A 21,926-nucleotide genomic window follows, 5' to 3' on the forward strand; every position below is an offset into this window, starting at 1 on the left:
CATGGCCGCTCCCGTCTTCGCCCCGTCCGCGCCGCCGCAATCCGAGCGGGAAAGCTGCCGCGACGCGCCCGAGCGCGCCGGAATTCCCGCGCTCGACGAACTCGATGCCCTGGGCGATGCCGCGCTCGCGTTCGAGCCGTCGCGGGCCGAATACGAGCCCGCCCGGCGCGCTTACGAGGCGCTGATGCAATTCCTCGCGGCCAACCCCGAAAAGCGCATCTACGGCATCCACACCTATTACGGCGCCGATATCGAGGATCCGCGCGATCCGATCGACTGGCGGCGGCAGCAGGCCGAATTGCTGCGCTATCTCCATGTCGGTGTCGGTGCCCCGCTGCCGGCCCGCGTGGTGCGACGGGCGCTCAGGATCCAGGCGCTCAAGTCACTGCAAGGGCGCTCGGCAATCCATCCCGACACGATTGCCGGGCTCGTCCGCCTTGCGAACGGCGATGCGCTGCCACAGGTGCCACGCTTCGGCAGCCTCGGGGCGAGCGGCGATCTCGTGCCGATGGCCCATGCGATCGCTCCGGTGATCGAGGCAGGCGGGGTGCTTGGCCCGCGCGACGTACTCGGCCTCGTCAACACCAATGCCATGATGAGCGCGCTGGCGGTCGAGCTGTTCGGCAAGGTGCGCGAGCTTTTCGCACAGGCGTGCCGGACGACGGCGCTCGCGAGCATCGCGCTCGGCCTCGACGAGGAATTCTGCGCCGGGGGAACGCTTGCGATCAATCCCGCCCATCGCCGCAACGCCGAGGCAGGCGCGATGATCGCGTTCGCGCGGCGGCATTTCCTTGCGCGGCACGGCGGGGGCGAGATCGAGCGCGAGCCGGAATGTCCGCCCCAGCCACGCTATTCGATCCGCTGTGCGCCGCAGGTGCTCGGCAATGCGCTCGCCCAGCTTGAATTCGCCGCCGAGCGGATCACGGCGGAAGCGCTGTCGGTAGCCGACAACCCGATCATCACCGCCGAGGACGGGGCAATCGAGGTCGCGCATGGCGGCCTGTTCTACACCGCCGGCCTTGCGACCGCGGCCGACCAGATGATCGATGTCGCCTGCAAGTGCGCCGAGATGCTCAATCGCCAGACCTTTCTGCTGGTCGACCCGCGCGAGAGCGGGGGGCTGCCGCGCAATCTCGAATGCGCGCCGGGCGACCACGTCAAGGGCGTGCACCAGCTCGTCAACGCGCTCGAACAATCGCTGCGGGCGGGCGGCGTTCCGGCGCGCAACATGACCTCGCCCGCCGAAGGCTACAACCAGGACATCGTGCCCGGCAGCATGGCGGCGCTGCTCGATTGCGGCGAACGGATCGGGATCGCGCACGACCTGTCCCGCGGGGCCGCCTTCATCGCCGAGCGCGCCGCCCTGCTGCGCCGGGAACGGCCCGTGCCCGAGCGCCTGACCCTTGCCGCTTGGCCCGACTTCGCCCTGCCGACCGCGGCATGAGGGCCTTCTTCAAGCAACTGCTGAAAGGCTGCGGCACGCCGGTCATCCAGACCGCCGGAGCGGAAGGAGAGACGATCCTTTCCGCGGCCAATATCTGGACGTCGGCCCATGCCCGGCGAATTGCCCTGCGCGACCGGGGTGTGGCGGCGGGCGACGTGGTGTGCGGCGCGCCCGGCCCGTTCGAGGCGGCGGTCGATTTCGTCGCCTGCTGCATCGGCGGCTTCACCTATGTGCCGCTGGGACCGGAAAGCCTGTCCGACCTGCGCGCGGAACTGGCAGAACGTCCAGCCCCCGGGCGCGCAGGGTTCGCGATCATCCAAGCCGACGGGATCGCGCATCACCCCGCGCTGCTTCCGGAAAGCCTCGCCGCCCTCCACGACGCCCCGCAGGCGCAGCTGGCGCTCTTGCCGCCGGCCCTTGCCCATTTCACCGGCGAGCAAATCGAGCGCATCCTCGAACGGCTCTCCTGCGAACTCGCGACGCCTGTCGGCGCAAGCCGCCTGACCCGGCGCGGGGCGCTCGACGACGCGGGTTTCATCAGCGACTTCCTGCTCGCGCTCGCCTGCCGCCAGACGATCCACTGGCGCGGGCAGGAACGGCCGGACGAAGCGGAAACCCTCGCCGAGATCTTCGCGCTCAGGATCGACGACCTCGTCCTGCCGCCTGCCCTGCTCGCGCCGTTCGACCACGTCGCCGCGCGGCTCGCCGAAGACACGCGTGGTAAGCTGTCGCGGGTCAGGCTCCACACCGGCGGAGAAGCCCTGTCGCCCGCCCAGCGCGAAATCGCGGAGCGCCTGTTCGCAACGGTCCTGATCGAACCGCCTTTCGAATAGCGCGCCGCATGATGCGGTCTTTGGCGCTGGCGCCAGCCGTCGCCGTCACTTGCTCTCCAAGCTGTTGAGCACGAGCAGCAGCCGTTTGCCCTGCGCGCTCGCGATCGGGGGAGAGCGGTGGATCGCGGGATATTCGGTCGCGAGCTTGCCCTTGAAGATGCCGACATCGCCGGGTTCGAGCTGGTGGATACGGCGCGGCTCGCCGCCGCTGCGCACGCGCGCGGCGTCCTCGCGCGTGAGCCATTGCGTGCCCGGCCCGACATAGGTCGTGATGAGCCGCGCGGCGACGTAATCGGCGTGGAACTTGCGGCAGGAATCGGTCGTCACGACCTCGAGCCGCACTTCGACGCTGTCGCATTGCATGACCGCGCAGAGGCGTCCCGCGAGCAGGGCGACGTCCTCGGCGAAAGCACGGTGGAGATGCCGGCCGCCGAAGCCGTGATCGGCCAGCGAGGCCGTGAAACGAGGTGCAAGCGCGGCGCGCGAGGTTTCGAAGCGGATGTCCCGCGGGCTCCCTTCGAGCAGCGCGCTCCAGTCGAGGATCGCGTTGCGCTGCCAGACGGCGAGGCTGCAATTGGCGTTTCTCACGGCATCGAGTATCCCGGCAGCGGTAGAGATCGCAGCGCCGGTCTCGCCGAGGGTTTCGGGGTGGGGCGCAAGAGCGGTTTCGGAAGCGATCGTGGCGGTCAAAGCGAATGCCTTTGCGATATTGATGTAATGTTGTAACGTCGCTCTATCCTCTCTCCCCCGCCCATGCAAGGGACCCATGAAAACCGCCCCGAACCCTCTCTTCGATTCCGCCGGGATCGCCCTTTCCGCGCTGTGCCTCGGCCATTGCCTCGCCTTGCCGGTCGCGCTCGCCCTCCTGCCCGTGCTCGCATCGAGCGGCCTCGCCAGCCTCGCAGAGGCCGAGCTGTTCCACGCCGCGTTGCTGGTCCCGGTCTTCCTCGTCAGCGGCACCGTCCTCGGCCGGCGGGCGCTGGTCGTGCGGTGGCTCGGCCCGCTCCTCGTCGTCGCGCTCGGCGCCATGACGGGCGCGCTTTTCGTCGAGGCGGAATGGCAGGAGCAGGCCCTGACGGCGGGCGGGGCCAGCCTGCTCATCATCGCACACTGGCTGAACCTTCGCGGACGCGTCCGGGCCTGACCGCGCGACACACGCGCGAATACGGGGACGGGCTACTGCGCGAGCGCGCTCACTCCACGGTGACGGATTTCGCCAGGTTGCGCGGCTGGTCGACATCCGTGCCTTTCACCACGGCGACATGGTAGGCGAGCAGCTGGACCGGAATCGCATAGACCAGCGGCGCGATCAGCGGGTGGACCACCGGCATCTCTATCGTCGCAAGGCAGCCCTCGCCCGCCTCGGCGACTCCCTTGGCATCGGAAATCAGCACCACCTGCCCGCCGCGCGCGCGGACTTCCTCCATGTTGGAGACGGTCTTCTCGAAAAGCGGACCCGAAGGCGCGATCACCACCACCGGCACCTCGTCGTCGATCAGCGCGATGGGGCCGTGCTTCATTTCTCCGCTGGCATAGCCTTCGGCGTGGATGTAGCTGATTTCCTTGAGTTTCAGCGCGCCTTCCAATGCCAGCGGATAGTCCTGCCCGCGCCCGAGATACAGCACGTCGCGCGCGGGGGCGATCAGCGGGGCGATAGCGGCGATGTCCTCATCATGGTCGAGCGCCGCGTTCAGCGCCGCGGGCGCTTCGAGCAGGTGGCCGACCACCTCCCGCTCTTCCTCGCGCGTGAAATGGCCCTTCCTCACCGCCATGTGAGCGGCGAGCGCGGCGAGCACGGCGAGCTGGCAGGTGAACGCTTTGGTCGATGCGACGCCGATCTCCGGCCCGGCATGGGTCGGCAGCAGCAGGTCCGCCTCGCGCGCCATGGTGCTGGTCGGCACGTTAACGACGACGCCGATGGTCTGCCCCTGTTCGCGGCAATGGCGCAGCGCAGCCAGCGTGTCGGCGGTCTCCCCGCTCTGCGAAATGAACAGGGCAAGCCCGCCTTCCTCCAGCACCGGCTCGCGGTAGCGGAACTCGCTCGCCACATCGACATCGACCGGCAGGCGGGCGAAGCGTTCGAACCAGTACTTCGCCACCATCCCGGCGTAGAAGGACGTGCCGCAGGCGACGATGGTGAGCCGCTTCACGCCCGAAAGGTCGAAATCGAATTGCGGCAGGGCGACCGTGTTGTCCTCGCGCCGGAGATAGGAGCCGAGCGTCTGTGCCACGACCGTCGGCTGCTCGAAGATCTCTTTTTGCATGAAGTGGCGGTAATTGCCCTTCTCGACCGCCGCCGCCGAAGCGCCCGAAGCGCGGATTTCGCGCTCTACGGGCTTGTTTTCGGCATCGAAGACCTGCGCCCCGCTGCGCCCGACGACAACCCAGTCGCCTTCCTCGAGATAGGAGATGCGCTGGGTGAGCGGCGCGAGCGCGAGCGCGTCGGAGCCGAGATACATCTCCGCCTCCTCTCCTTCCGGCCCATAGCCGACCACCAGCGGCGAGCCGAGCCGCGCGCCGATCAGCAGGTCCGGATGCGAGCGAAAGGCGATCGCGAGCGCGAAGGCTCCGCGCAGGCGCGGGAGCACGTCCTTGACCGCATCGACCGGGTCCATGCCCGCCTCGATCCGGCTCGAGATCAGGTGCGCGACGACCTCGCTGTCGGTCTCGCTTTCGAAGGTGCGCCCTTCGGCGGCAAGCTCGCTGCGCAGTTCTTTGTAATTCTCGATGATGCCGTTGTGGACGATCGCCACTTCGCCGGTCGCGTGGGGGTGGGCATTGGTCGCGGTCGGCGCGCCGTGAGTCGCCCAGCGGGTGTGGGCGATGCCGGCATTGCCGGGCGCCGGGTCCTCTCCCAGCACGCGGGCGAGATTGGCGAGCTTGCCCTCGGCCCGGCGGCGCACCAGCGCGCCCTCGTGCAAGGTGCAGACTCCGGCGCTGTCATAGCCGCGATATTCCATCCGCCTGAGGCCGTCGAGAAGCCGCTCCGCGACCGGCGTGCTGCTGACGATACCCATGATGCCGCACATAGACCCTGCCCTTTTCTCCGGCGGCAAGCACGTCTGCGCCGCCTTGCGGATTGCCCTCCGGTCGCTCTAGCGTTTCACATGGTCACGGCAAGCCCGAGCGTTTGCGATAGGAACCTATGCCCGCCGCGCGCCCGAGCGCCAGAGATACAGTCCCGATGCGATGATCAGCGTGGCCCCGGCGATGGTGTAGCCGTCGGGCACGTTGCCGAACCACCACCACCCCATGCCGACCGCCACGAGCATCTGGACGTAGATCGCAGGCGCAATGGTGGAGGCCCCCGCCTTCGCCGTGCCGATATAGACCAGCCAGTGCGCGCTGCTCGCGGTCACCGCCACCACCGCGCAGCGCGCGACGACGTGCCATTCGGGCCAGCCGAAATCGAGCGCGGGCACGCCGGACAGCTTTGCCGCCGCGGCCAGAAAAATCAGGATAGGCGCGCAGATGCCGGCGACGAAGACCTGCATCGACAAGGCGCTGCCCTGCCCGGCGCTCGCCCGGTTGGTAATCATCAGCAGGGCGAAGAAGGTCGCCGAGACGAGCGGGAGGAGCGCGCCGAGGCCAAGCTCGGCAAGATTGGGCCGCAGGATGATCGCAACGCCGCAAAGCGCGACCAGCGAGACGAGATAGACCGACGGGTGCACCTTCTCGCCCAGCAGCGGGCCGGCGAGCGCCTGCGTAAGCACCGGTGCGAGGAAAGCGATCGCCATCGCTTCGGCGAGCGGCATGATATAGATCGCCGAAAAGAACGCGACCGACGCCAGGGCGAGGCACGTGCCCCGCGCGAGCTGGAGCCAGGGATGGGTCGGACGAAAGGCGCGCGGCCCTTCCGAGCGCGCGAGCAGCGCCGCAAGCCCCATAGCGCCGAGACTGAACCGCAACGCCGCAACCGCGAAGGCGGGCCAGTCGGAGGCCATCGACTTGACCACCGCATCGCCCACCGAAAGCGTGGCAAAGCCCGCGATCGCATAGAGCAATCCCGATCGACGCTGGTTGTCCGCCATGCGGGCTCCCTAGGGCCGGGATACCTCGTCTGGCAATCGCTATCGCGTCGGTCGGCAGAGCCGGGTCTAGCTCACTTCCGGTTCCGGATCCTGCACGGCCTCGCGGGCCGCCCTGTTCTCGAGGTAAATCCACGGCACGTGGGCCGAATCGAAGCGCGTGCGGATCGTGCGCTGGAAGAACGGCGGCATATGATCGCCCACGATCAGCAGGTCGGCTTCCGGGAAGGAGGGGTCCATGACCTGCTCGACGATCGCATCCGCGACGACCTTGTGCACCTTGTAGCTGCGGCACAGCATCGGGAAGGATTCGCTCCATTCGCCATTGCCGAGCGAACACTCGTTCGTGCCGAACTTCTCGTCCGGAGGCACGGGAAGGTGCGCATTGAGCGTCAGCCAGTAGATGAGATTGCGCTCGGCGGGCGAATTGCGAAGGTCCTCGGCGATGATCCGGGGAACGTCGGGGTCGCAGGCCCCGGGAAAGACCCCGTCGCAATGGCGCGCCCCGCGAGCGAACAGATCCAAGTCGAAATGGGATTCCTGGAAGCCGATCTTGGGATACCATTCCCCGCGGTCGAAGAATTCGTCGTTGAAGCTGTGATAGGCAACGGTGCGAAAGCCCGCCTGCCGAAAGCGTTCGGGAAGGCAGTCCACCTTGTCGAAATCGGTCGACAGGTGGTCTCCCCAAAGGCTGCACCATTCGCGCACTTCGGCATTGGTGGTCGAGCCGTAATAGGTGCTGACGCCCCGGCTTACCGCATAACGGGACGCGACGCGGTCGAGCGCCCAGATTTCATCGTCCAGCGCGCGTTCGAACGGGTTGGACGGAACGCCCCAGCTTTCCACCATGATGACCACCAGATTGTCGGCGGCCACGGTCTCGGGCGAAATCGCGGTCTGCAGAATCGCCGAATCCACCGGGGCATCGTCCGGTGCGACGGTCTTGTAGGTTCCCCTCGTCCCGAAAGTGGCCGCCGCATCGGCATTGACCAGCAAGGCGACAAGGGCGAATGCGCCGAGGAGCTGGTTGCGATTGTTCATCTTCTCGATGCGCACACCAAAGCGCATCGAACAGACGATCGCGATGACGACGACCGCGGCTGCAACGACATATTCGGGCGATTTCGCGGGGTTCAGTTCGGCCAGATACTGGTCGAGCAGCATCACGTTCCAGAAGTCGATGTTGAACGAGGAGGTGACGTAGAGTGTCAGCTGGACGAGGAAGATCATCAGCAAGGTGATCGCGCGCGCGATCCGGCTTTCGCTTTGCACCGCGATGACCGCGATCGTCCCGCTGATCAGCATCGAAGCCGCCATCATGGGCCCGCCGATCGGCCACATCACCATGAAGGCCAGGTTCGGCAGGACAAGCCACCACAACGCCCAGCTCCACGGAATTTCCCGGATGATGCTCTTCTGCCAGTAGTTCGCGAGTGCCGCCATCAATCCAACCTCCGTTGGTTGCGACTAGGGGATAATGGTTAATGATTCGCTTGAGCGCGCAGGAAGCGCCCGCCTCTGCCCAGGCTGCAAGCAAGGCGCGACGTGGCCGCAGGCACCCTTTCCCGCTCGCCGAGGGCAATCGCGCAACCGCTTCGCCGTTCTCCTTCGACGCCGGGGCGGGCGGGCAAGCGCGGCTACAGGTCTTCGGCCCGCTTTAGGAAAAAGATAAGGTTTCCCAATTATTGACTGCGGTTCGAGAGGCACGGTTTGCCGGACGGCGAAACGTGCGCGGACATGACCTAAAAAAGCCTCGGGGGCTTCGACAATGAGCGCATTCGGCAAGAAGGGCGGCGGGAGCATGAAGCCCGGCGGGCGACCTGCTTTCGGAGTGGCCCGGCCGATGAAGGGGGGCGGACGCCCCAGCGAACCGCAGGGCGGCGACCAATTCCCGCCGCTTCCGGGCGAGGAAAAGCCCGCCGTGCCCGAAGCGCCGGGGCCGGCGCAGGCCAGCCCGCCCAAGGGCGGCGCGACCTCGGACGCGATGGATCGTCTCGCCGAGCGCATGAACGCGGTCCACAATGCCGATTCGGAAGTCGGCGGCTTCGAGGCCAGCGTCCACAAGATCAAGGAACAGGTGCTCCCGCGCCTGCTCGAGCGAGTCGATCCCGAAGCGGCGGCGACGCTGTCGAAGGAGGAGCTCTCCGAGGAATTCCGCCCGATCATCATGGAAGTGCTGGCCGAGCTCAAGGTCACGCTGAACCGGCGCGAACAGTTCGCACTCGAAAAGGTCCTGATCGACGAGCTGCTCGGCTTCGGCCCGCTCGAAGAGCTGCTGAACGACCCGGACGTGTCCGACATCATGGTGAACGGGCCCGACCAGACCTACATCGAAAAGAAGGGCAAGCTGGTGCTCGCCCCGATCCGTTTCCGCGACGAACAGCACCTGTTCCAGATCGCGCAGCGGATCGTGAACCAGGTCGGCCGCCGCGTCGACCAGACGACGCCGCTGGCCGACGCCCGCCTCAAGGACGGCAGCCGTGTCAACGTGATCGTCCCGCCGCTGTCCCTGCGCGGCACCGCGATCTCGATACGTAAATTCTCCGAGAAACCGATCACCTTGGATATGCTCAAGGAATTCGGCTCGATGTCGGAAAAGATGTGCACCGCGCTCAAGATCGCGGGCGCGTGCCGAATGAACATCGTCATCTCGGGCGGTACGGGTTCGGGTAAGACGACCATGCTCAACGCCCTGTCGAAGATGATCGACCCGGGCGAACGCGTTCTCACGATCGAGGACGCGGCGGAACTTCGCCTGCAGCAGCCGCACTGGCTGCCCCTCGAAACGCGTCCGCCGAACCTCGAAGGCCAGGGCGCGATCACGATCGGCGACCTCGTCAAGAACGCCCTGCGTATGCGCCCCGACCGCATCATCTTGGGCGAAATCCGCGGCGCGGAGTGTTTCGACCTGCTCGCCGCGATGAACACCGGCCACGACGGCTCGATGTGTACGCTTCACGCCAACAGCCCGCGCGAATGCCTCGGCCGTATGGAAAACATGATCCTGATGGGCGACATCAAGATCCCCAAGGAAGCCATCAGCCGCCAGATCGCGGAGTCGGTCGACCTCATCGTGCAGGTCAAGCGCCTTCGCGACGGTTCTCGCCGCACCACCAACATCACCGAGGTGATCGGGATGGAAGGCGACGTGATCGTGACGCAGGAGCTCTTCAAGTTCGAGTATCTCGAAGAGAGCGAGGACGGCAAGATCATGGGCGAATTCCGCTCGTCGGGCCTGCGCCCCTACACGCTGGAAAAGGCGCGCCAATTCGGCTTCGACCAGGCGTATCTTGAGGCGTGTCTTTGACACGCAGATCCGGGCCGTCCGGTCCGGCATCTGCGGCCTGACGGCCGGCGCGCAGTCGCACTTGAGGCGGCTGCTCCGCCGGGGTCTTCCTCCGAAAGCCGGCGCCTACAACATCTCGCCCAGCACCACCGGCGCGCTCATCGACAGCATCCCGCCGCCGATGATCGCGCAGCCGACGAAGATCGGGGTCCAGGGAACCCAGCCGACCGCCTCCAGCCGTTCGAGCGGGCGTTTTCTGACCCGCCGCCGCTCCATCAGCAGCGCGAAACCGGCGACCAGCCAGAATGCGAGCCCCGCGAGCGTCATCAGCACGGCGTCGCTCGCGAGCAGAAGGCGGTGGAAGAGGTCGATCATGGCAGGCGCTCCGGGCGGTCGCCGGAGCATTTAGGCGCGCTCGGCGCTTGCGCAATCCCCCCGCCGGCCTAAGTCCTCATGCGATGGATGGCTCGATCGCCCGCCCCCGCCCCTTTCTCGCGCTCGCCATCCGACTTGCGACCGCAGGCGTGCTCGCGACAATGGGAATGCTGGTCAAGCTGGCAGGCGAACGCGGCGCGCACCTGCTCGAACTGATCTTCTGGCGGCAGGCGCTGACCGTCGTCGCGGTCGCGGGCCTGCTTGCCGCGTGGGGCCGTCTTGGCACGATCCGCACCAAGCGCATCGGCGCCCATGCGCGCCGCGCGGCCTATGGCATCACCGGCATGATGTTCGTCTATGGCGCGGTCATGCTGCTGCCCCTGCCCGAGGCGACCGCGATCAGCTTCACCGCGCCCTTCTTCGCCGTGATGATCTCGGTCGTCCTGTTTGGCGAGCGCGTGGGCCTCTATCGCTGGGGCGCGGTCGCGCTGGGATTTGCCGGAGTGCTCGTCATCACCTCGCCCGGCTTCGGTCTCGCGGAGGGCAGCGCGATCGACCCCTGGGGCGCTCTCGTGGGCCTGATCGCGGCCTTTCTCGTGGCGCTCATCAGCTTCCAGGTGCAGGATCTCAACACGACCGAAAGCCCGTGGAGCATCGTCTTCTGGTTTTCCGCCATCACCGCCCCGCTGATGGCGCTCGCCCTGCCCTTCGTGATCGGGCCCCACGACACCGAGACCTGGCTCATCATCCTCGCCATGGCGCTGTGCGGGGCGCTCGCGCAGATATTGCTGACCACCTCGCTCAGGTTCGGATCGGCGGCGGTGATCCTGCTGATGGACTACACCTCGCTTTTGTGGGCGACCTTCTACGGCTGGCAGGTGTTCGGCCGCGCTGCGCCTGCGAGCCTGTGGATCGGCGCGCCGCTCATCATCGGGGCGGGCGCGCTGATTGCGTGGCGCGAGCGGCAACTCGCCCGCCAAAGGGCGCGGCCCGCCGCAGTTTCGGAACGCCCGTCCGCCTGACTCCTTGATTCGGCGTGAACCACAAGGAGAGCAAGACAATGATCCGCAAGACATTCATCGCCATCGCCGCGAGCACCCTGACCCTCGCCGCGGCCGCCTGCAACACCGTCGAAGGCGCGGGCGAAGACCTCGAATCCGCCTCGAACGAAGTCGAAGAGGAAATCTGATCCCGCCGCCATGGCAAAAGGGGGTTCGCCATCGCGGCGAGCCCTTTTTTCGTTGCGTTTCGCGCCCGCGATGCCAATTTCGACGCCCGAAGCCCCCAGAACAACCGAGGTCCAGACGATGAAACTGAAGATCCTGAGCGCCGCCGTCCTTGGCGCCCTTCTCGCCGCCACCAGCGCCTGCAACACGGTCGACGGGCTGGGCGACGACATCAAGTCGGTCGGACAGGCGGGCAAGCGCGCGATCGACTGACGCGGCTCAGCGCCGCCTGTAGACAAGAGTGAGGTTGTTGGCCGGCATCGCGTGGCGCGCGGTGCGGGTGAAGCCGCTGCGCGCGGCGAGCCGGTCGACCTCGGCGAGATCGCGGATGCCCCAGCGCGGGTCGCGCGCTTTCAAAGAGCGGTCGAATTCGAGATTGGACGCGGCAGGCTCGACGTCCGCCTCGAAATAGGGCCCGTAGAGGATGAGCGGCGCGCCCTTTGCAAGCAAGCGGGCGGCACCGTCGAACAGGCCGGTGCTCGCCTCCCACGGGCTGATATGGACCATGTTGACGCAAAGCACGGCGTCGGCCCGCTCCACCGGCCAGTCCCGCGCCGAGGCATCGAGCATGACGGGGGCGGCAAGGTTTTCGCCCGCGTAATCCTCGCGGTAAGCGGCGATTGAGGCGATCGCTTCGGGCGAAGGATCGCTCGGCATCCATTCGACCTGCGGGAAAGCGCCTGCAAAGAACACGGCGTGTTCGCCCGTCCCGGCCGCGATTTCAAGCACGCGCCCGCTCGTCGGCAATTCCTTGCGCAGCACGGCGAGGATCGGTTCGCGATTGCGCAGCGTTGCGGGGGCGTGTTGTTTCGCGGTCACGAAACCTGCCTTTCCTGCCCCTCCCAATAGGGCGCGCGCAGCTGGCGGCGCAGGATCTTGCCCGAGGGGTTGCGCGGCATTTCGGGGATGATGTCGACGCTCTTTGGAGCCTTGAACGCGGCGATACGTTCGCGCGCATAGGCGATGACTTCGGCCTCGTCGATCTGGGCGCCGGGCTTGGGCACGACGCAGGCTTTGACTTCTTCACCCCACTTCTCGCTCGGCACACCGATGACGGCGACCTCGGCGATGGCGGGATGGCCGAAGATCGCGTTCTCGACCTCGGCCGGATAGACGTTCTCGCCGCCGGAGATGATCATGTCCTTGATGCGGTCCTGGATGTAGATGTAGCCGTCCGCGTCCATGATCCCGGCATCGCCGGTGTGAAGCCAGCCGTCCGGGTCGATCGTCTTCGCGGTCGCCTCGGGCAGCTTCCAGTAGCCCGCAGTGTTCGAGGGCGACTTGATGCAGACCTCGCCGATCTCGCCTCGGGGAAGCTCGGTGTTGTCCGGCCCCCTCACCTCGATCGTGACCCCCGGCACGGCCTTGCCCGCCGAACGCATCCGCTCGTTGCCTTCGAGGCTGTGGTCCTCCGGCGGCAGGATCGAGATGGTCCCGCTCGTCTCGGTCATGCCGTAGGCTTGGAGGAACTTCGTCCCCGGCATGGTGCGCACCGCCTGCTTGAGCAGTTCGAGCGGCATGGGCGCCGCGCCGTACATGAGATAGCGCAGGTTGGAAAAATCCGTCTCTGCCGCGCGCGGGTGCTGGACCACCATCTGCAGGGCGGCGGGCACGATGAACATATGCGTCGCCCCGTTCTCGATCGCCTCGAGCACACCGACGGGGGTGAACTCGGCCTGCACAAGGCTGCGCACGCCGTTAGCGACGGCGATGTTCATCAGTCCCGTGCCGCCGATATGCGCGCACGGCATGGCGATCAGCATACAGTCGCCCGGCTCGTAATAATTCCATTCCAGCCCGGCCTCGTTGCCCGGATTCCTGAGGCCGAGCAGGTTGCGATTGGACAGCACCGCGCCCTTCGGATTGCCTGTCGTGCCTGAGGTATAAAGCTGCAGCACGGCCTCGTCCGGACCCGGCGCCTCGAAACTCGCCGGGGGAAGCGCCGCCGCCTCGCGCCGGGCCGCCTCGGCCTCGATCACCTGCGGCTTGACCGGCACGTCGCCCGCGACCCGGCTCGCCGTCTCGACGAATTCCGCGCCGCAGAACAGCAGCTTGGCGCCGGTATCCTTGAGGATGTAGGCAATCTCGGGCGGGGCGAGCCGCCAGCCGATCGGGACCATGACCGCCCCCACCCGCGCGGCGGCGAGATAGAGCAGGAAATAGGTGTCCGCGTTCTTGCCGAGCCAGGCGATCCGGTCGCCCTTGTGGACGCCGCGCTCGCGGAACAGGGTGATCAGCCGCCGGGTCAGCTCGTCCGTCTCGGCAAAGGTGGTCACGCGGCCTTCCTGTTCGAAGGCGGGAGCATCGCCGCGTTCCTTCGCCCAGAAGGTCAGGATTTCGTCGAAGGTGTAAAAGTCGTGGTGGGCCTCTCGCGCCATGGCCGTGCTCTCTCCCAGCTTGGTCACAGGCGGGGGATTAAGCACGGCGGGCGGGCGAGGTCCACCGCCTAGATTGTCAGCGGAACCGCCCGGAACGCCGCGCGGCGGGTTCGCGCGCGACCAGCCAGATCAGAAGCCCCAGCGGCCCGGCCATGAAGGTCGCGAGCAGGATCGGAGCCTGGATGAGGCGCGAGACCGCCTTCGCGTCGGCATCGCGCGCGATCCACAGGCCGACGAAAAGGTCGAAGGCGAGGTAATGCGTCCAGCCCACGGTCACGCCCGCGCGCGTGGCGAAGATCGCCTTGACCCCTTCGATGCTGGTGAAATCGACCCCGCCGGTGGCTTCGGGATTGGGAATGAGACCGCTCACGAGCCCGATCATGCAGGCGGCGTAGACAAGGCACAGCAGCCCGACGCCGAGATAGAGCACGCCCGAAAGCACCGCCGGCCAGCGCGGCAGCAGGATGAGCGCGCCCCAGGCGAGCAGCGCAAGCAGGTTCACCGCGTTGAAGATCGCTCCCCAATCCATGCCTCTCAGCTCCTTCTCGCGCGCCAGTCGCGCGCGGCGCGTTTCATAGCCTCGTTGTCGTGGGTGAAGCGTCCCTGCGCGCGCCGCTGGGCAAGGAACAGCGCAGCCTCGGCGACCACGTCCGCCTCGATCGAGCGGTATTGCGCCCATTTCGCCGGAAGGAACGGCTCGATCACTGGGCTCGCCATCAGCGCGAGCCTTTCGGCGAGCCGCCAGTCATCCTGCCGTTCTCCCCTGAGCAGGCCCGGGCGCAGGATGTCGAGCCGCTTGAACCCGACCTTGGAAACCATCGCCTCCGTCTCCCCCTTTACCCGCATATAGAGGCTCTTCGCATCGCGGTCCGCGCCCGCGGCGCTGACCAGCACCATGTTCGGCACGCCCGCCGCCTGCGCGGCCTTTGCGGTCGCAACGATCAGGTCCTGGTCGACCGCCCGGAACGCGGCCTCGTCGCGGCCCGCCTTCTTCCATGTCGTCCCGAGCGCACATATCAGCGCGCGCGGGCGCACTGCCTCGAAGATTTCGCCCCACTTGTCCGCTTCCGCGACGAAGACTTCGACCCGCGCGCCTTTGGGCAAGGGAACCTCGCGCCGGGCGATCCCGACGATGCGGCACTCCTCGCCCGCACTGGAAATCGCAATCAGCCGGCTGCCGATGAGGCCGGTCGCCCCGACCAGCGCGAGCCGCACCGGGCCGGAGCGACGCGTCGTTTCCTCGTCGGCCCCGTGCAAGGGGCGGCTCACACGCGCCTCCCCTCAGACATTGGTGAGGCCCATCGGCCGCTCGCCATAGATTTCGGCACAGGCGCGGATCGCGAAGCGATCGCTCATCCCGGCGATGAAATCGGTGATGACGCGGCTGCGATATGGCTCGCGCTCGGGCAGGCGCTCCTGCCATTCGGCGGGCATCAGCGATGAATCCTGCGAATAGGCCGCGACCAGCCGCGCGACGACATCGCGTGCGCGTTCGGCGGCGGCGATCTGGTCGGGGTGGTAATAGAGCTTGTCGTACATGAACCGCTTGAGGCGGCGTTCGGCCTCGGCCATTTGCGGTGAGAACCCGGCGAGCTGGCGGCCCGCCGCGCGCACCTCGCCGACAGAGCCCACGTCCTTCACCTGTTCGCGCGTGTGGGCGATCACGTCGTTCACCATCAGCCCGATCTGGTCGCGCACCATCTCGCGCAGCAGCCGCTCGCGCGGGGCGTTCGGAAAGCGCTTCTCGACGCTGCGCCACTGCTGGCTGAGGAAATCGAGCTGCATCAGGTCGTCGAGATCGAGAAAGCCCGCGCGCAGCCCGTCGTCGATGTCGTGGTTGTCATAGGCAATGTCGTCCGACACCGCCGCGACCTGCGCCTCGAGCGAGGGCCAGGTCGAAAGGTCGAGCGGGAATGCCTCGTCGAGTTCGGCCAACGCCCAGTTCGGCGCGGTCACTGGGCCGTTGTGCTTGGCGAGCCCTTCGAGAAGATCCCAGGTGAGGTTCAGCCCCTCGTGCTCGGGATAGGGGCTTTCGATCCGCATCACCGTGCGCAGCGCCTGCGCATTGTGGCAGAATCCGCCATGGCGCAGCATGGCATCGGACAGCGCCGCCTCGCCCGCATGGCCGAAAGGCGGGTGGCCGAGATCATGCGCGAGGCACAACGCCTCGGTCAGATCCTCATCGAGGCCGAGCGCGCGCGCGATCACCCGGCCGATCTGCGCAACCTCGAGGCTGTGGGTGAGCCGGGTGCGATAGTGATCGCCTTCGGGCGCGATGAAGACCTGGGTCTTGGACTTGAGCCTGCGAAAGCTCATCGAATGGATGATCCGGTCGCGGTCGCGCTGGAAATCGGTGCGGGGCCCGCGCTGCTCGCCGCGCGGCTCGGCATCGCCGGGCCGGCCGGTCCATTCGCGCCCCCCATGGGCGTGCGGGTCGGCTGCATAGGGCGCGCGCGTCATCACGCCGACGCGCTTAGGTCAGCGCGCGGCGCGGCTCAACGGGAACAGATCGGCAACGCCGACCGGACGGGCTGGAAAAAGGGGGAAAGGGGCCACTCCCCGGGTGCATTGGGGGGGAAGGAGAGCGGCCCCAAGAGCCTTGCGGCCCTGGGCCATCGGTGCGACCCGAAGACCCGGAACTTGTCGTTACGTTTGTATGACGAAGTTCTGCCGGCTCACGTAGGCCCGCCGCTGCACCCTTGCATCCCTTGCAATGGAGCATTGCGGCGGAACGTGTGGATTCATCGACCAGCCGCCGGGTCAGTCGACAAGCTCCTGATCGAGCACCCAATCGGCGGCCGCCTCGCAGTGAATCCGGGTCGAATCGAACACGGGAAGGACATTGGCGTCGATGTCGACCACGAGGTTCAATTCGGTGCAGGCGAGCACGATCGCATCGGCCCCTTCCTGCGATTTCGCGGTGATCATGGTCTTCATCTCGCGCTGCGCGTCGCGGCTGACCTTGCCCACCATCAGCTCGTCATAGATGATCCGGTCGAGCGTCTCGACATTGTTCATGTTCGGCGGCAGCAGGTCGATCCCGTGCGCCACGAGCCGCTTGCGATAGAAACTTTCGGTCATCACGTTGCGCGTCCCGATCAGTGCGGCGCTCTTGTGGCCCGACCGCTTGAGCGTACGGCCGACATAGTCTGCGATGTGCAGGATCGGGATGTCGACCGCGCCGGCGACGTCGTCATAGACCTTGTGCATCGAATTCGCGCCGATGATCAGCCCCTCGGCCCCGGCCTGCTCGAGACGCCTGGCACTCTCCGCGAGCACTTCTGCCGCGCGTTTCCAGTCCTGCTCTTCGCGCAGGGCATAGAGCTGGGCGAAATCGAGACTTTCGATCAACAGCGGCGCGCTCGCCATGGGGGCTGCGCGTTTCTGAACGATGCGGTTGATGCGATCGTAATAGATGCCGGTCGACACCCAGCTCATCCCGCCGATCAATCCGAGTTTGCGCAGTGCCATGCCGATATTCCGTCTGTCCTTCCCCGTTCGTGTAGCGAGGAAGCGCAAGGACAGTCCATAGCATGCGTTTAGACGAGCCTATTTCGCGGCTTGCGTAGTAAATTGACGGTTTGCGAGCCACTCGCGGACATCCGCGAGGCTGCGCTCGGGCACCTCCTTCTGCGGCAGGTGGCCGACTTCCTCATACACGACGAACGTGCTTTGCGGCATGACCCGGTCGAGCCAGCGTCCCGCAGCGAGCGGGATAAGGCGATCCTCGGCGCCCCAGATGATCAGCGTCGGCGCGGCTATTCCGGCGATCTCCTCCTTACTCAGCGGGTCGTACTCGCCCGAAAAGCGCTGCAGCGTCGCGCGGCGATTGCCGGGATAGCGCAGCAGTTCCCAGTAGCGGTCGATCAGTTCCTCGGTGACGACCGACTTGACCGAGACGCTCTGCTCGAGGCTGCTTTCGATGAGCGAGCGCGGCGTGACCTGTTCGACGATCCGGTTGATTCCCGGCATCTGCGCTATGGCGAAACCGATATTGCCGCCGCCGTCGTCGTCCTGCCCTTTCTCGCCTTCCTGCTCGATTGCCTCGCGCAGCATCGGCCCGCCGCTCGCATCGACGAGGACGAGGCCGAGCACCCGCTCGGGATGGGCCGAGGCGTAGGCGAGCGCGTGCTTGCCGCCCATCGAGTTGCCGCCGATGACGAACGCTTCGAGGCCGAGCGCGTCGGCGACCTCGCCGATGTCGGCGGTGTAGTTGGCGCGACCATAATCGGCCTGAGGGTCCGGCCCGGTCAGCCCGTGGCCGACCTGGTCGAAGCGGATCACGCGATAGGTGTCCTCCAGCCCGGTCGCCCATTCGTCCCAGGTGTGGAGATCCGAATTGGAGCCATGAAGGAGCACGATCGGCAAGCCGTCGCGCGGGCCGGTGTCGCGCAGGTGGACGACCGCGCCATCTCCGATCTCGACGAACTGCGAGGGCGCGCCACCATATTTCGCGCGCATCGCCTCCGCGTCCGTGTCGGGCGTGCGAAAGATGAGGAACAGGACGACCAGCGCCGCGACCAGCGCTAGCCCTGCACGAAGCACCCATTTCATTGGTGAGGCATCTCCGAAATCCAGCGCCGCACGACAGCGACGCCGTCATGATCGACGGTTTCCTTGCCGAGCTCGGGCATGGCGATGCCGGGCTCTGCCGATTGCATCCGGTAGGCGAGGATCGAGGCGTCGGGATCGCCCGGAGCGATGCTGACGAGGAGCCCGCCCGCGCCGCGCCCGGCGGCGACCGGCGGCTTGCCGATGCCGATCGCGTGCGGGTCGTCCTGTTCCCAGCGCAGGTCGAGCCCGGAATTGGACGCCGCCCCGCCCAGCTGGTGGCAATGGGCGCAATTGACATCGAGATAGGCCCGCGCGAGCGCCGCAGTCTCTCCCTCGCCCGCGCTCCAATCGGGCAGGGTATCGAAACTTTCCGGCATGGCGGTGAGCAGTCCGGCGCGCTCCATGTCGGTGAGCCATTCGGCCGACAGGTTGCGCGCCTTGGGCCCGATGGGGATGACCTCGCCGTCCTTCGAATGGCACGACTTGCACTGGTTCTTGTTAGGGATGCGGTAGCTGATTTCCTCGCCCGCCGGCGTGGTTATCGGCAGCCTCGCCCCGGCGAGAGCGAGCGCCGCGTCGGTCTGCTCATCGTTCCAGCGATAGGGCAGCGCGACCCAGCCTTCGGCCCGGTGCAGCAGGACGCGGGTTTCGATCAGGCGGCGCTCGGCCCCCTCCCCGAATGCGAAGGTCTTGATAATCGCGGAACCGACGGGAAAGCGCAGCAGGCCCTCTCCGTCCGGCTCCAGCGGCGCGCCTTGCGGCACATAGACGAAGCGCAGCTTGTCCGCCCCGTCCGACCAGAGCGGTGTGTTGAGCGCGTATCCGGCGACCCGGGGGCAGGCACCTGCGCGACGGGATCGGCGAAAAAGCCGTATTCGGACAGCGCGCGCGGCATCCCTTCCATCACGGCGGCATCGTTCACGCCCGCAGGGGCAGGCGCGGCGGAATGACCGACCGCCCCCGCCAGCGCGAGCGTCGCCGCCGCAAGAAGGGCTGCGCCGCGCCTCACTTGAGCCGCGCTTCCAGTTCGGCAGGCGCACCAATGTCGCCCATGTCCCACGGCGAGGTGTAGGCCGGCGCCGCGAAGGGCGCGGGACTGGCCTCGGCAAGCGGCTGGCCCTGCCGCGACAGGCCGAGCGACCAGCCGCGAATGTCGGGATGGGTGGCAAGCGGGTGGACATCAGGACTGCCCGGATCGGCAAGCCCGTCGGTAACCAGCGGGGGCAGCGTCCCGCCGAACGCCGCGAGCAGCATCTCGCCGCCCGGAAGGTCGGGATCTCTCGCGCCCGCATCGACCGTGTTGTCCGCGATCACGACCTCGCGCGGATAGGGATTGTAGCGCGCATCGTCGAAGGCTTGCGTATAGGCGATCACCATGAAGGGCGCGGTGGGATTGTCCATCACCACGTTGTCCTCGACCCAGACCTTCTCGTTCGCCATCACCATGATGCCCGTGCCGCGCGGCACGCCGCCCACGATATTGCCGGGAGGCGCGAAATTGGGCGTGTTGTTGCCCGAGACGAGGTTGTTCTTCACCAGCACGTTGCCCCCGCCCATCACCGGCAAGCCCGGCAAGTCGAAGACGAGGATGCCGCCGGTGTTGCGGGTGACGTAGTTGTCGGTGACGATCGCATCGCGGCTGTTCTCGATCTCGATCCCTGCGACGTTGTCGGTCGCGATGGAATTGCGCACCGTGATCTTTGTCGATTGGCCGACATAGATCCCCGCATCCGACGCGCCGGAGACTTCCGAATGGCTGACGAGCACCCCGGTGCTTTCGACCGGATAGATGCCGTAGGCGCCGTTCTCCGGCTTCGGCCCGCCGGTCCAGGTCACGCGGATGCGGTGATAGACGATGTTGTCCGCGCCCTTCGACTTGATCCCGTCGCCCTTGGGGTTCTCGAGCGCGAAATCGCGCAGGGTCACGCCGTCGCTGGTGACGAGCAGACCCTCGCCCGCGCCTTGCTGGGTCGTGAAGTCGAGCACGCTCTGCGCCGGCCCGGCCCCGCGCACGGTGACACCATCGACATCGAGGCTGAGCCCGTCGGTGAGCGTGTAGCGCCCCGCTTCGAGCACGATCTCGTCGCCCGGTTCGGCCAGGATGAGCGCTTCCTGCAGCCGCTCCTGCGCGCCCTCTCCCGGCGCGATCACATGGGTTTCGGCGGCAAGCGGGGCGGCACCTGCCAGCAGCAGCGCGCCAAGGGCAAATCTGGTCATCGTCTCTCTCCCTCCAGTCCGCGCACTCTGGCCCATGAAAGGGAGCGATGACAAGGGTTTCACGTGCCCGAGGTCGCCGCTTCGAGCCCCTTCAGCGAAAGCAGACGACCCGGCGCGAAGGCGAGCGACTTGCGAAACGCGTCCGCGGCTTCGGCCTTGCGCCCCGACGCCAGCAATTCCTCGCCGAGCAGTTCCCAGCTCGGCTTGGGCATGGCGGGCGGACCGAACACGGTCGGAAGCGCGGATTCCGCCTCGGCGGCGGCGCGCAGGGCCGCAAGGCCGTCCTTCTTGTCTCCCGCGGCGAGCAGCGCGAGCGCCTCGACCTGTGCGATCGCGCGTTCGACCCATGGCATCGTGGTGCGATCATCGGGCGCCATGCGTGCAAGCAGGCCGGGAACGGCCTCGGCATCGGCCCGCATTTCGGCAAGCGCGGCTTCGACAGCTTGCGGATCGTCGCGGCCCCGCAGCGCTTCGACATGGGTGAGAGTAAGCCGCGGCAGAAGAAAGGCGCGTGCCTCCTCGCCCAGAGGCTCGGGCCATTCGCCGGCATCGACCGCCTGCCACGCGGCCATCACGCTGTAGCTCCTGACCGGGCCGTAGGAAGGCTCGTCCGTGTCGGCGGCAGCGCGGCAGGCCGCCACGCGCTCGCTCGCGTCCTTGCCCTGCTGGAGCAGCGCATAGACCAGCCATTCGTTGTAGTGCCCGCAATCGGCCGGCGCGCGCCCCGCTGCGATGCGCTGGCGATCGACCACCGCATCCGCCTTGATGTTGGCCGCTTCCGACGCCTCCCAGTCGGCGAGCGCGTGGAAGATGTGGCTTATCATGTGCTGCGCGTGGCCCGCATCGGGCGCGACGGTGGCGTAACGCTCGGCCATGCGTTCGCCGAGCGGGGCGTGGACCGGGTCGTCGTAGGAATGAATGAGGTAGTGCAGGATGCCCGGGTGCTGCTCGTGCGTCATGAAGCCCAGTTCGAGGATGCCCGCCGCTTCCATGTAGATCGGCACCTGCCGCCCGCCATGCGAGGAGCCGAGCACGGCAAGTCCGGTAAAGGCGCGCACGTCGATGTCGTCGGGCCAGCGTTCAAGCATCGCGCGCATCTTTGCGAGATAGGCGAGGTCGCGCTCCTCCTTGGTCCCCTCCTCGGCATAGAGCGTCTCGATCGCGTCCAGCCATGCCGCCTCGCGCGCGTTCGCGGCCTTGGCAGCACGGTCGGCGGCGGTGGGTGCGAGCCGGGCGAGGATCCCGCGCGCGGCCTCGCGGTCCTGCTCCTCCCACAGCGGGTGATTGTAGGTCATCGCCTCGCCCCAATAGGCCATGGCAAAGTCAGGGTCGGCCTCCTGTGCTGAGCGGAAGGCGGCGGCGGCGCGGGAATATTCGAAATTGTGCAGCAGCGCGAGGCCGCGCAGGAACTGCGCCTCGGCCGCTTCGCTCGCCTCGGTGTCGAAGACCATGAATTCGGTTCCGACCCGCTCGCCCGCGGTATCGGCATTTTGCGCGTGGAGAGCCCCCGGCACGGCAAAGGCGAGCAAGGCGGCGGCGAGCGAAAGTCTGGTCATGAAAGTCCTCCCTTGGCGGCAGTCTGCGC

22 protein-coding genes are annotated in these 21,926 nt (G+C 67.1%); 7 read left to right on the forward strand and 15 right to left on the reverse strand.

Translation table 11 applies throughout. The annotated features are described in order from the left end of the window. Position 1 precedes the first annotated feature (1 nt). On the forward strand, positions 2-1,444 hold the full coding sequence (locus G9473_RS08490) for an aromatic amino acid lyase (protein ID WP_291132471.1): 1,443 nt from the start codon (positions 2-4) through the stop codon (positions 1,442-1,444). Next, positions 1,441-2,277 (forward strand): hypothetical protein, encoded by an 837-nt coding sequence (locus G9473_RS08495; RefSeq protein ID WP_291132474.1) that lies wholly within the window; start codon positions 1,441-1,443, stop codon positions 2,275-2,277. Before G9473_RS08490 ends, G9473_RS08495 begins: the two co-directional genes overlap by 4 nt. Before the next feature lie 45 nt (positions 2,278-2,322). On the opposite strand, the gene G9473_RS08500 is transcribed toward G9473_RS08495, so the two are convergent. After that, the gene (locus G9473_RS08500; RefSeq protein WP_291132477.1) at positions 2,323-2,967 is read right to left on the reverse strand and encodes a DUF1826 domain-containing protein; all 645 of its coding nucleotides are present in this window, start codon (positions 2,965-2,967) and stop codon (positions 2,323-2,325) included. 76 nt (positions 2,968-3,043) lie between these two features. On the opposite strand from G9473_RS08500, the gene G9473_RS08505 reads away from it, so the two are divergent. Next, positions 3,044-3,421, forward strand: a complete 378-nt coding sequence (locus tag G9473_RS08505) for a MerC domain-containing protein (protein WP_291132480.1) — start codon at positions 3,044-3,046, stop codon at positions 3,419-3,421. A gap of 49 nt (positions 3,422-3,470) precedes the next feature. Here G9473_RS08505 and glmS read toward each other — a convergent pair whose 3' ends face one another. The 3 genes from glmS to G9473_RS08520 all read right to left on the reverse strand — a co-directional run bounded on the left by glmS (position 3,471) and on the right by G9473_RS08520 (position 7,748). Next, complete coding sequence (glmS, locus tag G9473_RS08510; RefSeq protein ID WP_291132483.1) at positions 3,471-5,306, reverse strand: glutamine--fructose-6-phosphate transaminase (isomerizing); 1,836 nt, start codon at positions 5,304-5,306, stop codon at positions 3,471-3,473. Positions 5,307-5,420: 114 nt separating this feature from the next. Next, positions 5,421-6,308 carry a DMT family transporter gene (locus G9473_RS08515; protein WP_291132486.1) on the reverse strand — a complete coding sequence of 296 codons (888 nt, stop codon included), beginning with the start codon at positions 6,306-6,308 and terminating at the stop codon, positions 5,421-5,423. A 66-nt stretch (positions 6,309-6,374) separates the two neighbouring features. Beyond that, positions 6,375-7,748, reverse strand: a complete 1,374-nt coding sequence (locus G9473_RS08520) for a hypothetical protein (RefSeq protein WP_291132489.1) — start codon at positions 7,746-7,748, stop codon at positions 6,375-6,377. A 325-nt stretch (positions 7,749-8,073) separates the two neighbouring features. On the opposite strand from G9473_RS08520, the gene G9473_RS08525 reads away from it, so the two are divergent. Beyond that, the gene (locus tag G9473_RS08525) at positions 8,074-9,612 is read left to right on the forward strand and encodes an ATPase, T2SS/T4P/T4SS family (protein WP_291132491.1); all 1,539 of its coding nucleotides are present in this window, start codon (positions 8,074-8,076) and stop codon (positions 9,610-9,612) included. Between the two features lie 105 nt (positions 9,613-9,717). Here G9473_RS08525 and G9473_RS08530 read toward each other — a convergent pair whose 3' ends face one another. Further along, a complete protein-coding gene (locus G9473_RS08530) occupies positions 9,718-9,966 on the reverse strand; it encodes a hypothetical protein (protein ID WP_291132494.1) in 249 nt (82 codons plus the stop codon). Between the two features lie 83 nt (positions 9,967-10,049). On the opposite strand from G9473_RS08530, the gene G9473_RS08535 reads away from it, so the two are divergent. From G9473_RS08535 to G9473_RS08545, 3 genes are all read left to right on the forward strand, one after another. Next, positions 10,050-10,988, forward strand: a complete 939-nt coding sequence (locus tag G9473_RS08535; protein WP_291132498.1) for a DMT family transporter — start codon at positions 10,050-10,052, stop codon at positions 10,986-10,988. A gap of 38 nt (positions 10,989-11,026) precedes the next feature. After that, on the forward strand, positions 11,027-11,155 hold the full coding sequence (locus G9473_RS08540) for an entericidin A/B family lipoprotein (RefSeq protein WP_150132460.1): 129 nt from the start codon (positions 11,027-11,029) through the stop codon (positions 11,153-11,155). Between the two features lie 118 nt (positions 11,156-11,273). After that, complete coding sequence (locus tag G9473_RS08545) at positions 11,274-11,405, forward strand: Entericidin EcnA/B family protein (RefSeq protein WP_291132500.1); 132 nt, start codon at positions 11,274-11,276, stop codon at positions 11,403-11,405. Positions 11,406-11,411: 6 nt separating this feature from the next. Here the strand turns inward: G9473_RS08545 and G9473_RS08550 are convergent, their stop codons facing one another. From G9473_RS08550 to G9473_RS08595, 10 genes are all read right to left on the reverse strand, one after another. Beyond that, on the reverse strand, positions 11,412-12,011 hold the full coding sequence (locus G9473_RS08550) for a DUF938 domain-containing protein (RefSeq protein ID WP_291132502.1): 600 nt from the start codon (positions 12,009-12,011) through the stop codon (positions 11,412-11,414). Continuing rightward, positions 12,008-13,597, reverse strand: coding sequence for a fatty acid--CoA ligase (locus G9473_RS08555; RefSeq protein WP_367159093.1), 1,590 nt, complete (start codon positions 13,595-13,597; stop codon positions 12,008-12,010). The genes G9473_RS08550 and G9473_RS08555 overlap by 4 nt, the downstream gene beginning before the upstream one ends. A 49-nt stretch (positions 13,598-13,646) precedes the next feature. Then, the gene (locus G9473_RS08560; protein ID WP_291132504.1) at positions 13,647-14,099 is read right to left on the reverse strand and encodes an ABA4-like family protein; all 453 of its coding nucleotides are present in this window, start codon (positions 14,097-14,099) and stop codon (positions 13,647-13,649) included. A 5-nt stretch (positions 14,100-14,104) separates the two neighbouring features. Then, positions 14,105-14,839, reverse strand: coding sequence for an NAD(P)H-binding protein (locus G9473_RS08565; RefSeq protein ID WP_291132506.1), 735 nt, complete (start codon positions 14,837-14,839; stop codon positions 14,105-14,107). A 12-nt stretch (positions 14,840-14,851) separates the two neighbouring features. Continuing rightward, entirely contained in the window at positions 14,852-16,030 is a 1,179-nt protein-coding gene (locus tag G9473_RS08570) for a deoxyguanosinetriphosphate triphosphohydrolase (protein WP_291138355.1), read from the reverse strand. 300 nt (positions 16,031-16,330) lie between these two features. After that, positions 16,331-17,041 (reverse strand): amino acid racemase, encoded by a 711-nt coding sequence (locus G9473_RS08575; protein WP_291132507.1) that lies wholly within the window; start codon positions 17,039-17,041, stop codon positions 16,331-16,333. 78 nt (positions 17,042-17,119) lie between these two features. After that, complete coding sequence (locus G9473_RS08580; RefSeq protein ID WP_291132509.1) at positions 17,120-18,124, reverse strand: alpha/beta hydrolase; 1,005 nt, start codon at positions 18,122-18,124, stop codon at positions 17,120-17,122. Then, positions 18,121-19,164, reverse strand: a complete 1,044-nt coding sequence (locus G9473_RS08585; protein WP_291132511.1) for an SO2930 family diheme c-type cytochrome — start codon at positions 19,162-19,164, stop codon at positions 18,121-18,123. Before G9473_RS08585 ends, G9473_RS08580 begins: the two co-directional genes overlap by 4 nt. Next, entirely contained in the window at positions 19,130-20,341 is a 1,212-nt protein-coding gene (locus G9473_RS08590; RefSeq protein ID WP_291132513.1) for a parallel beta-helix domain-containing protein, read from the reverse strand. Before G9473_RS08590 ends, G9473_RS08585 begins: the two co-directional genes overlap by 35 nt. Before the next feature lie 59 nt (positions 20,342-20,400). Beyond that, positions 20,401-21,897: a hypothetical protein gene (locus G9473_RS08595; protein WP_291132515.1), complete on the reverse strand. Its 1,497-nt coding sequence runs from the start codon at positions 21,895-21,897 to the stop codon at positions 20,401-20,403. Between the last annotated feature and the right edge of the window lie 29 nt (positions 21,898-21,926).

This window comes from Erythrobacter sp. (assembly GCF_011765465.1).
Lineage (GTDB): Bacteria > Pseudomonadota > Alphaproteobacteria > Sphingomonadales > Sphingomonadaceae > Erythrobacter.

Bases quoted from the DNA above. Each gene is read 5' to 3' on its own strand.
- G9473_RS08490 (WP_291132471.1), top strand. From the start codon at position 2: ATGGCCGCTCCCGTCTTCGCCCCGTCCGCGCCGCCGCAATCCGAGCGG.
- G9473_RS08495 (WP_291132474.1), top strand. From the start codon at position 1,441: ATGAGGGCCTTCTTCAAGCAACTGCTGAAAGGCTGCGGCACGCCGGTC.
- G9473_RS08505 (WP_291132480.1), top strand. From the start codon at position 3,044: ATGAAAACCGCCCCGAACCCTCTCTTCGATTCCGCCGGGATCGCCCTT.
- glmS (WP_291132483.1), bottom strand. From the start codon at position 5,306: ATGTGCGGCATCATGGGTATCGTCAGCAGCACGCCGGTCGCGGAGCGG.
- G9473_RS08515 (WP_291132486.1), bottom strand. From the start codon at position 6,308: ATGGCGGACAACCAGCGTCGATCGGGATTGCTCTATGCGATCGCGGGC.
- G9473_RS08520 (WP_291132489.1), bottom strand. From the start codon at position 7,748: ATGGCGGCACTCGCGAACTACTGGCAGAAGAGCATCATCCGGGAAATT.
- G9473_RS08525 (WP_291132491.1), top strand. From the start codon at position 8,074: ATGAGCGCATTCGGCAAGAAGGGCGGCGGGAGCATGAAGCCCGGCGGG.
- G9473_RS08530 (WP_291132494.1), bottom strand. From the start codon at position 9,966: ATGATCGACCTCTTCCACCGCCTTCTGCTCGCGAGCGACGCCGTGCTG.
- G9473_RS08535 (WP_291132498.1), top strand. From the start codon at position 10,050: ATGGATGGCTCGATCGCCCGCCCCCGCCCCTTTCTCGCGCTCGCCATC.
- G9473_RS08540 (WP_150132460.1), top strand. From the start codon at position 11,027: ATGATCCGCAAGACATTCATCGCCATCGCCGCGAGCACCCTGACCCTC.
- G9473_RS08545 (WP_291132500.1), top strand. From the start codon at position 11,274: ATGAAACTGAAGATCCTGAGCGCCGCCGTCCTTGGCGCCCTTCTCGCC.
- G9473_RS08560 (WP_291132504.1), bottom strand. From the start codon at position 14,099: ATGGATTGGGGAGCGATCTTCAACGCGGTGAACCTGCTTGCGCTGCTC.
- G9473_RS08570 (WP_291138355.1), bottom strand. From the start codon at position 16,030: ATGACGCGCGCGCCCTATGCAGCCGACCCGCACGCCCATGGGGGGCGC.
- G9473_RS08575 (WP_291132507.1), bottom strand. From the start codon at position 17,041: ATGGCACTGCGCAAACTCGGATTGATCGGCGGGATGAGCTGGGTGTCG.
- G9473_RS08580 (WP_291132509.1), bottom strand. From the start codon at position 18,124: ATGAAATGGGTGCTTCGTGCAGGGCTAGCGCTGGTCGCGGCGCTGGTC.
- G9473_RS08590 (WP_291132513.1), bottom strand. From the start codon at position 20,341: ATGACCAGATTTGCCCTTGGCGCGCTGCTGCTGGCAGGTGCCGCCCCG.
- G9473_RS08595 (WP_291132515.1), bottom strand. From the start codon at position 21,897: ATGACCAGACTTTCGCTCGCCGCCGCCTTGCTCGCCTTTGCCGTGCCG.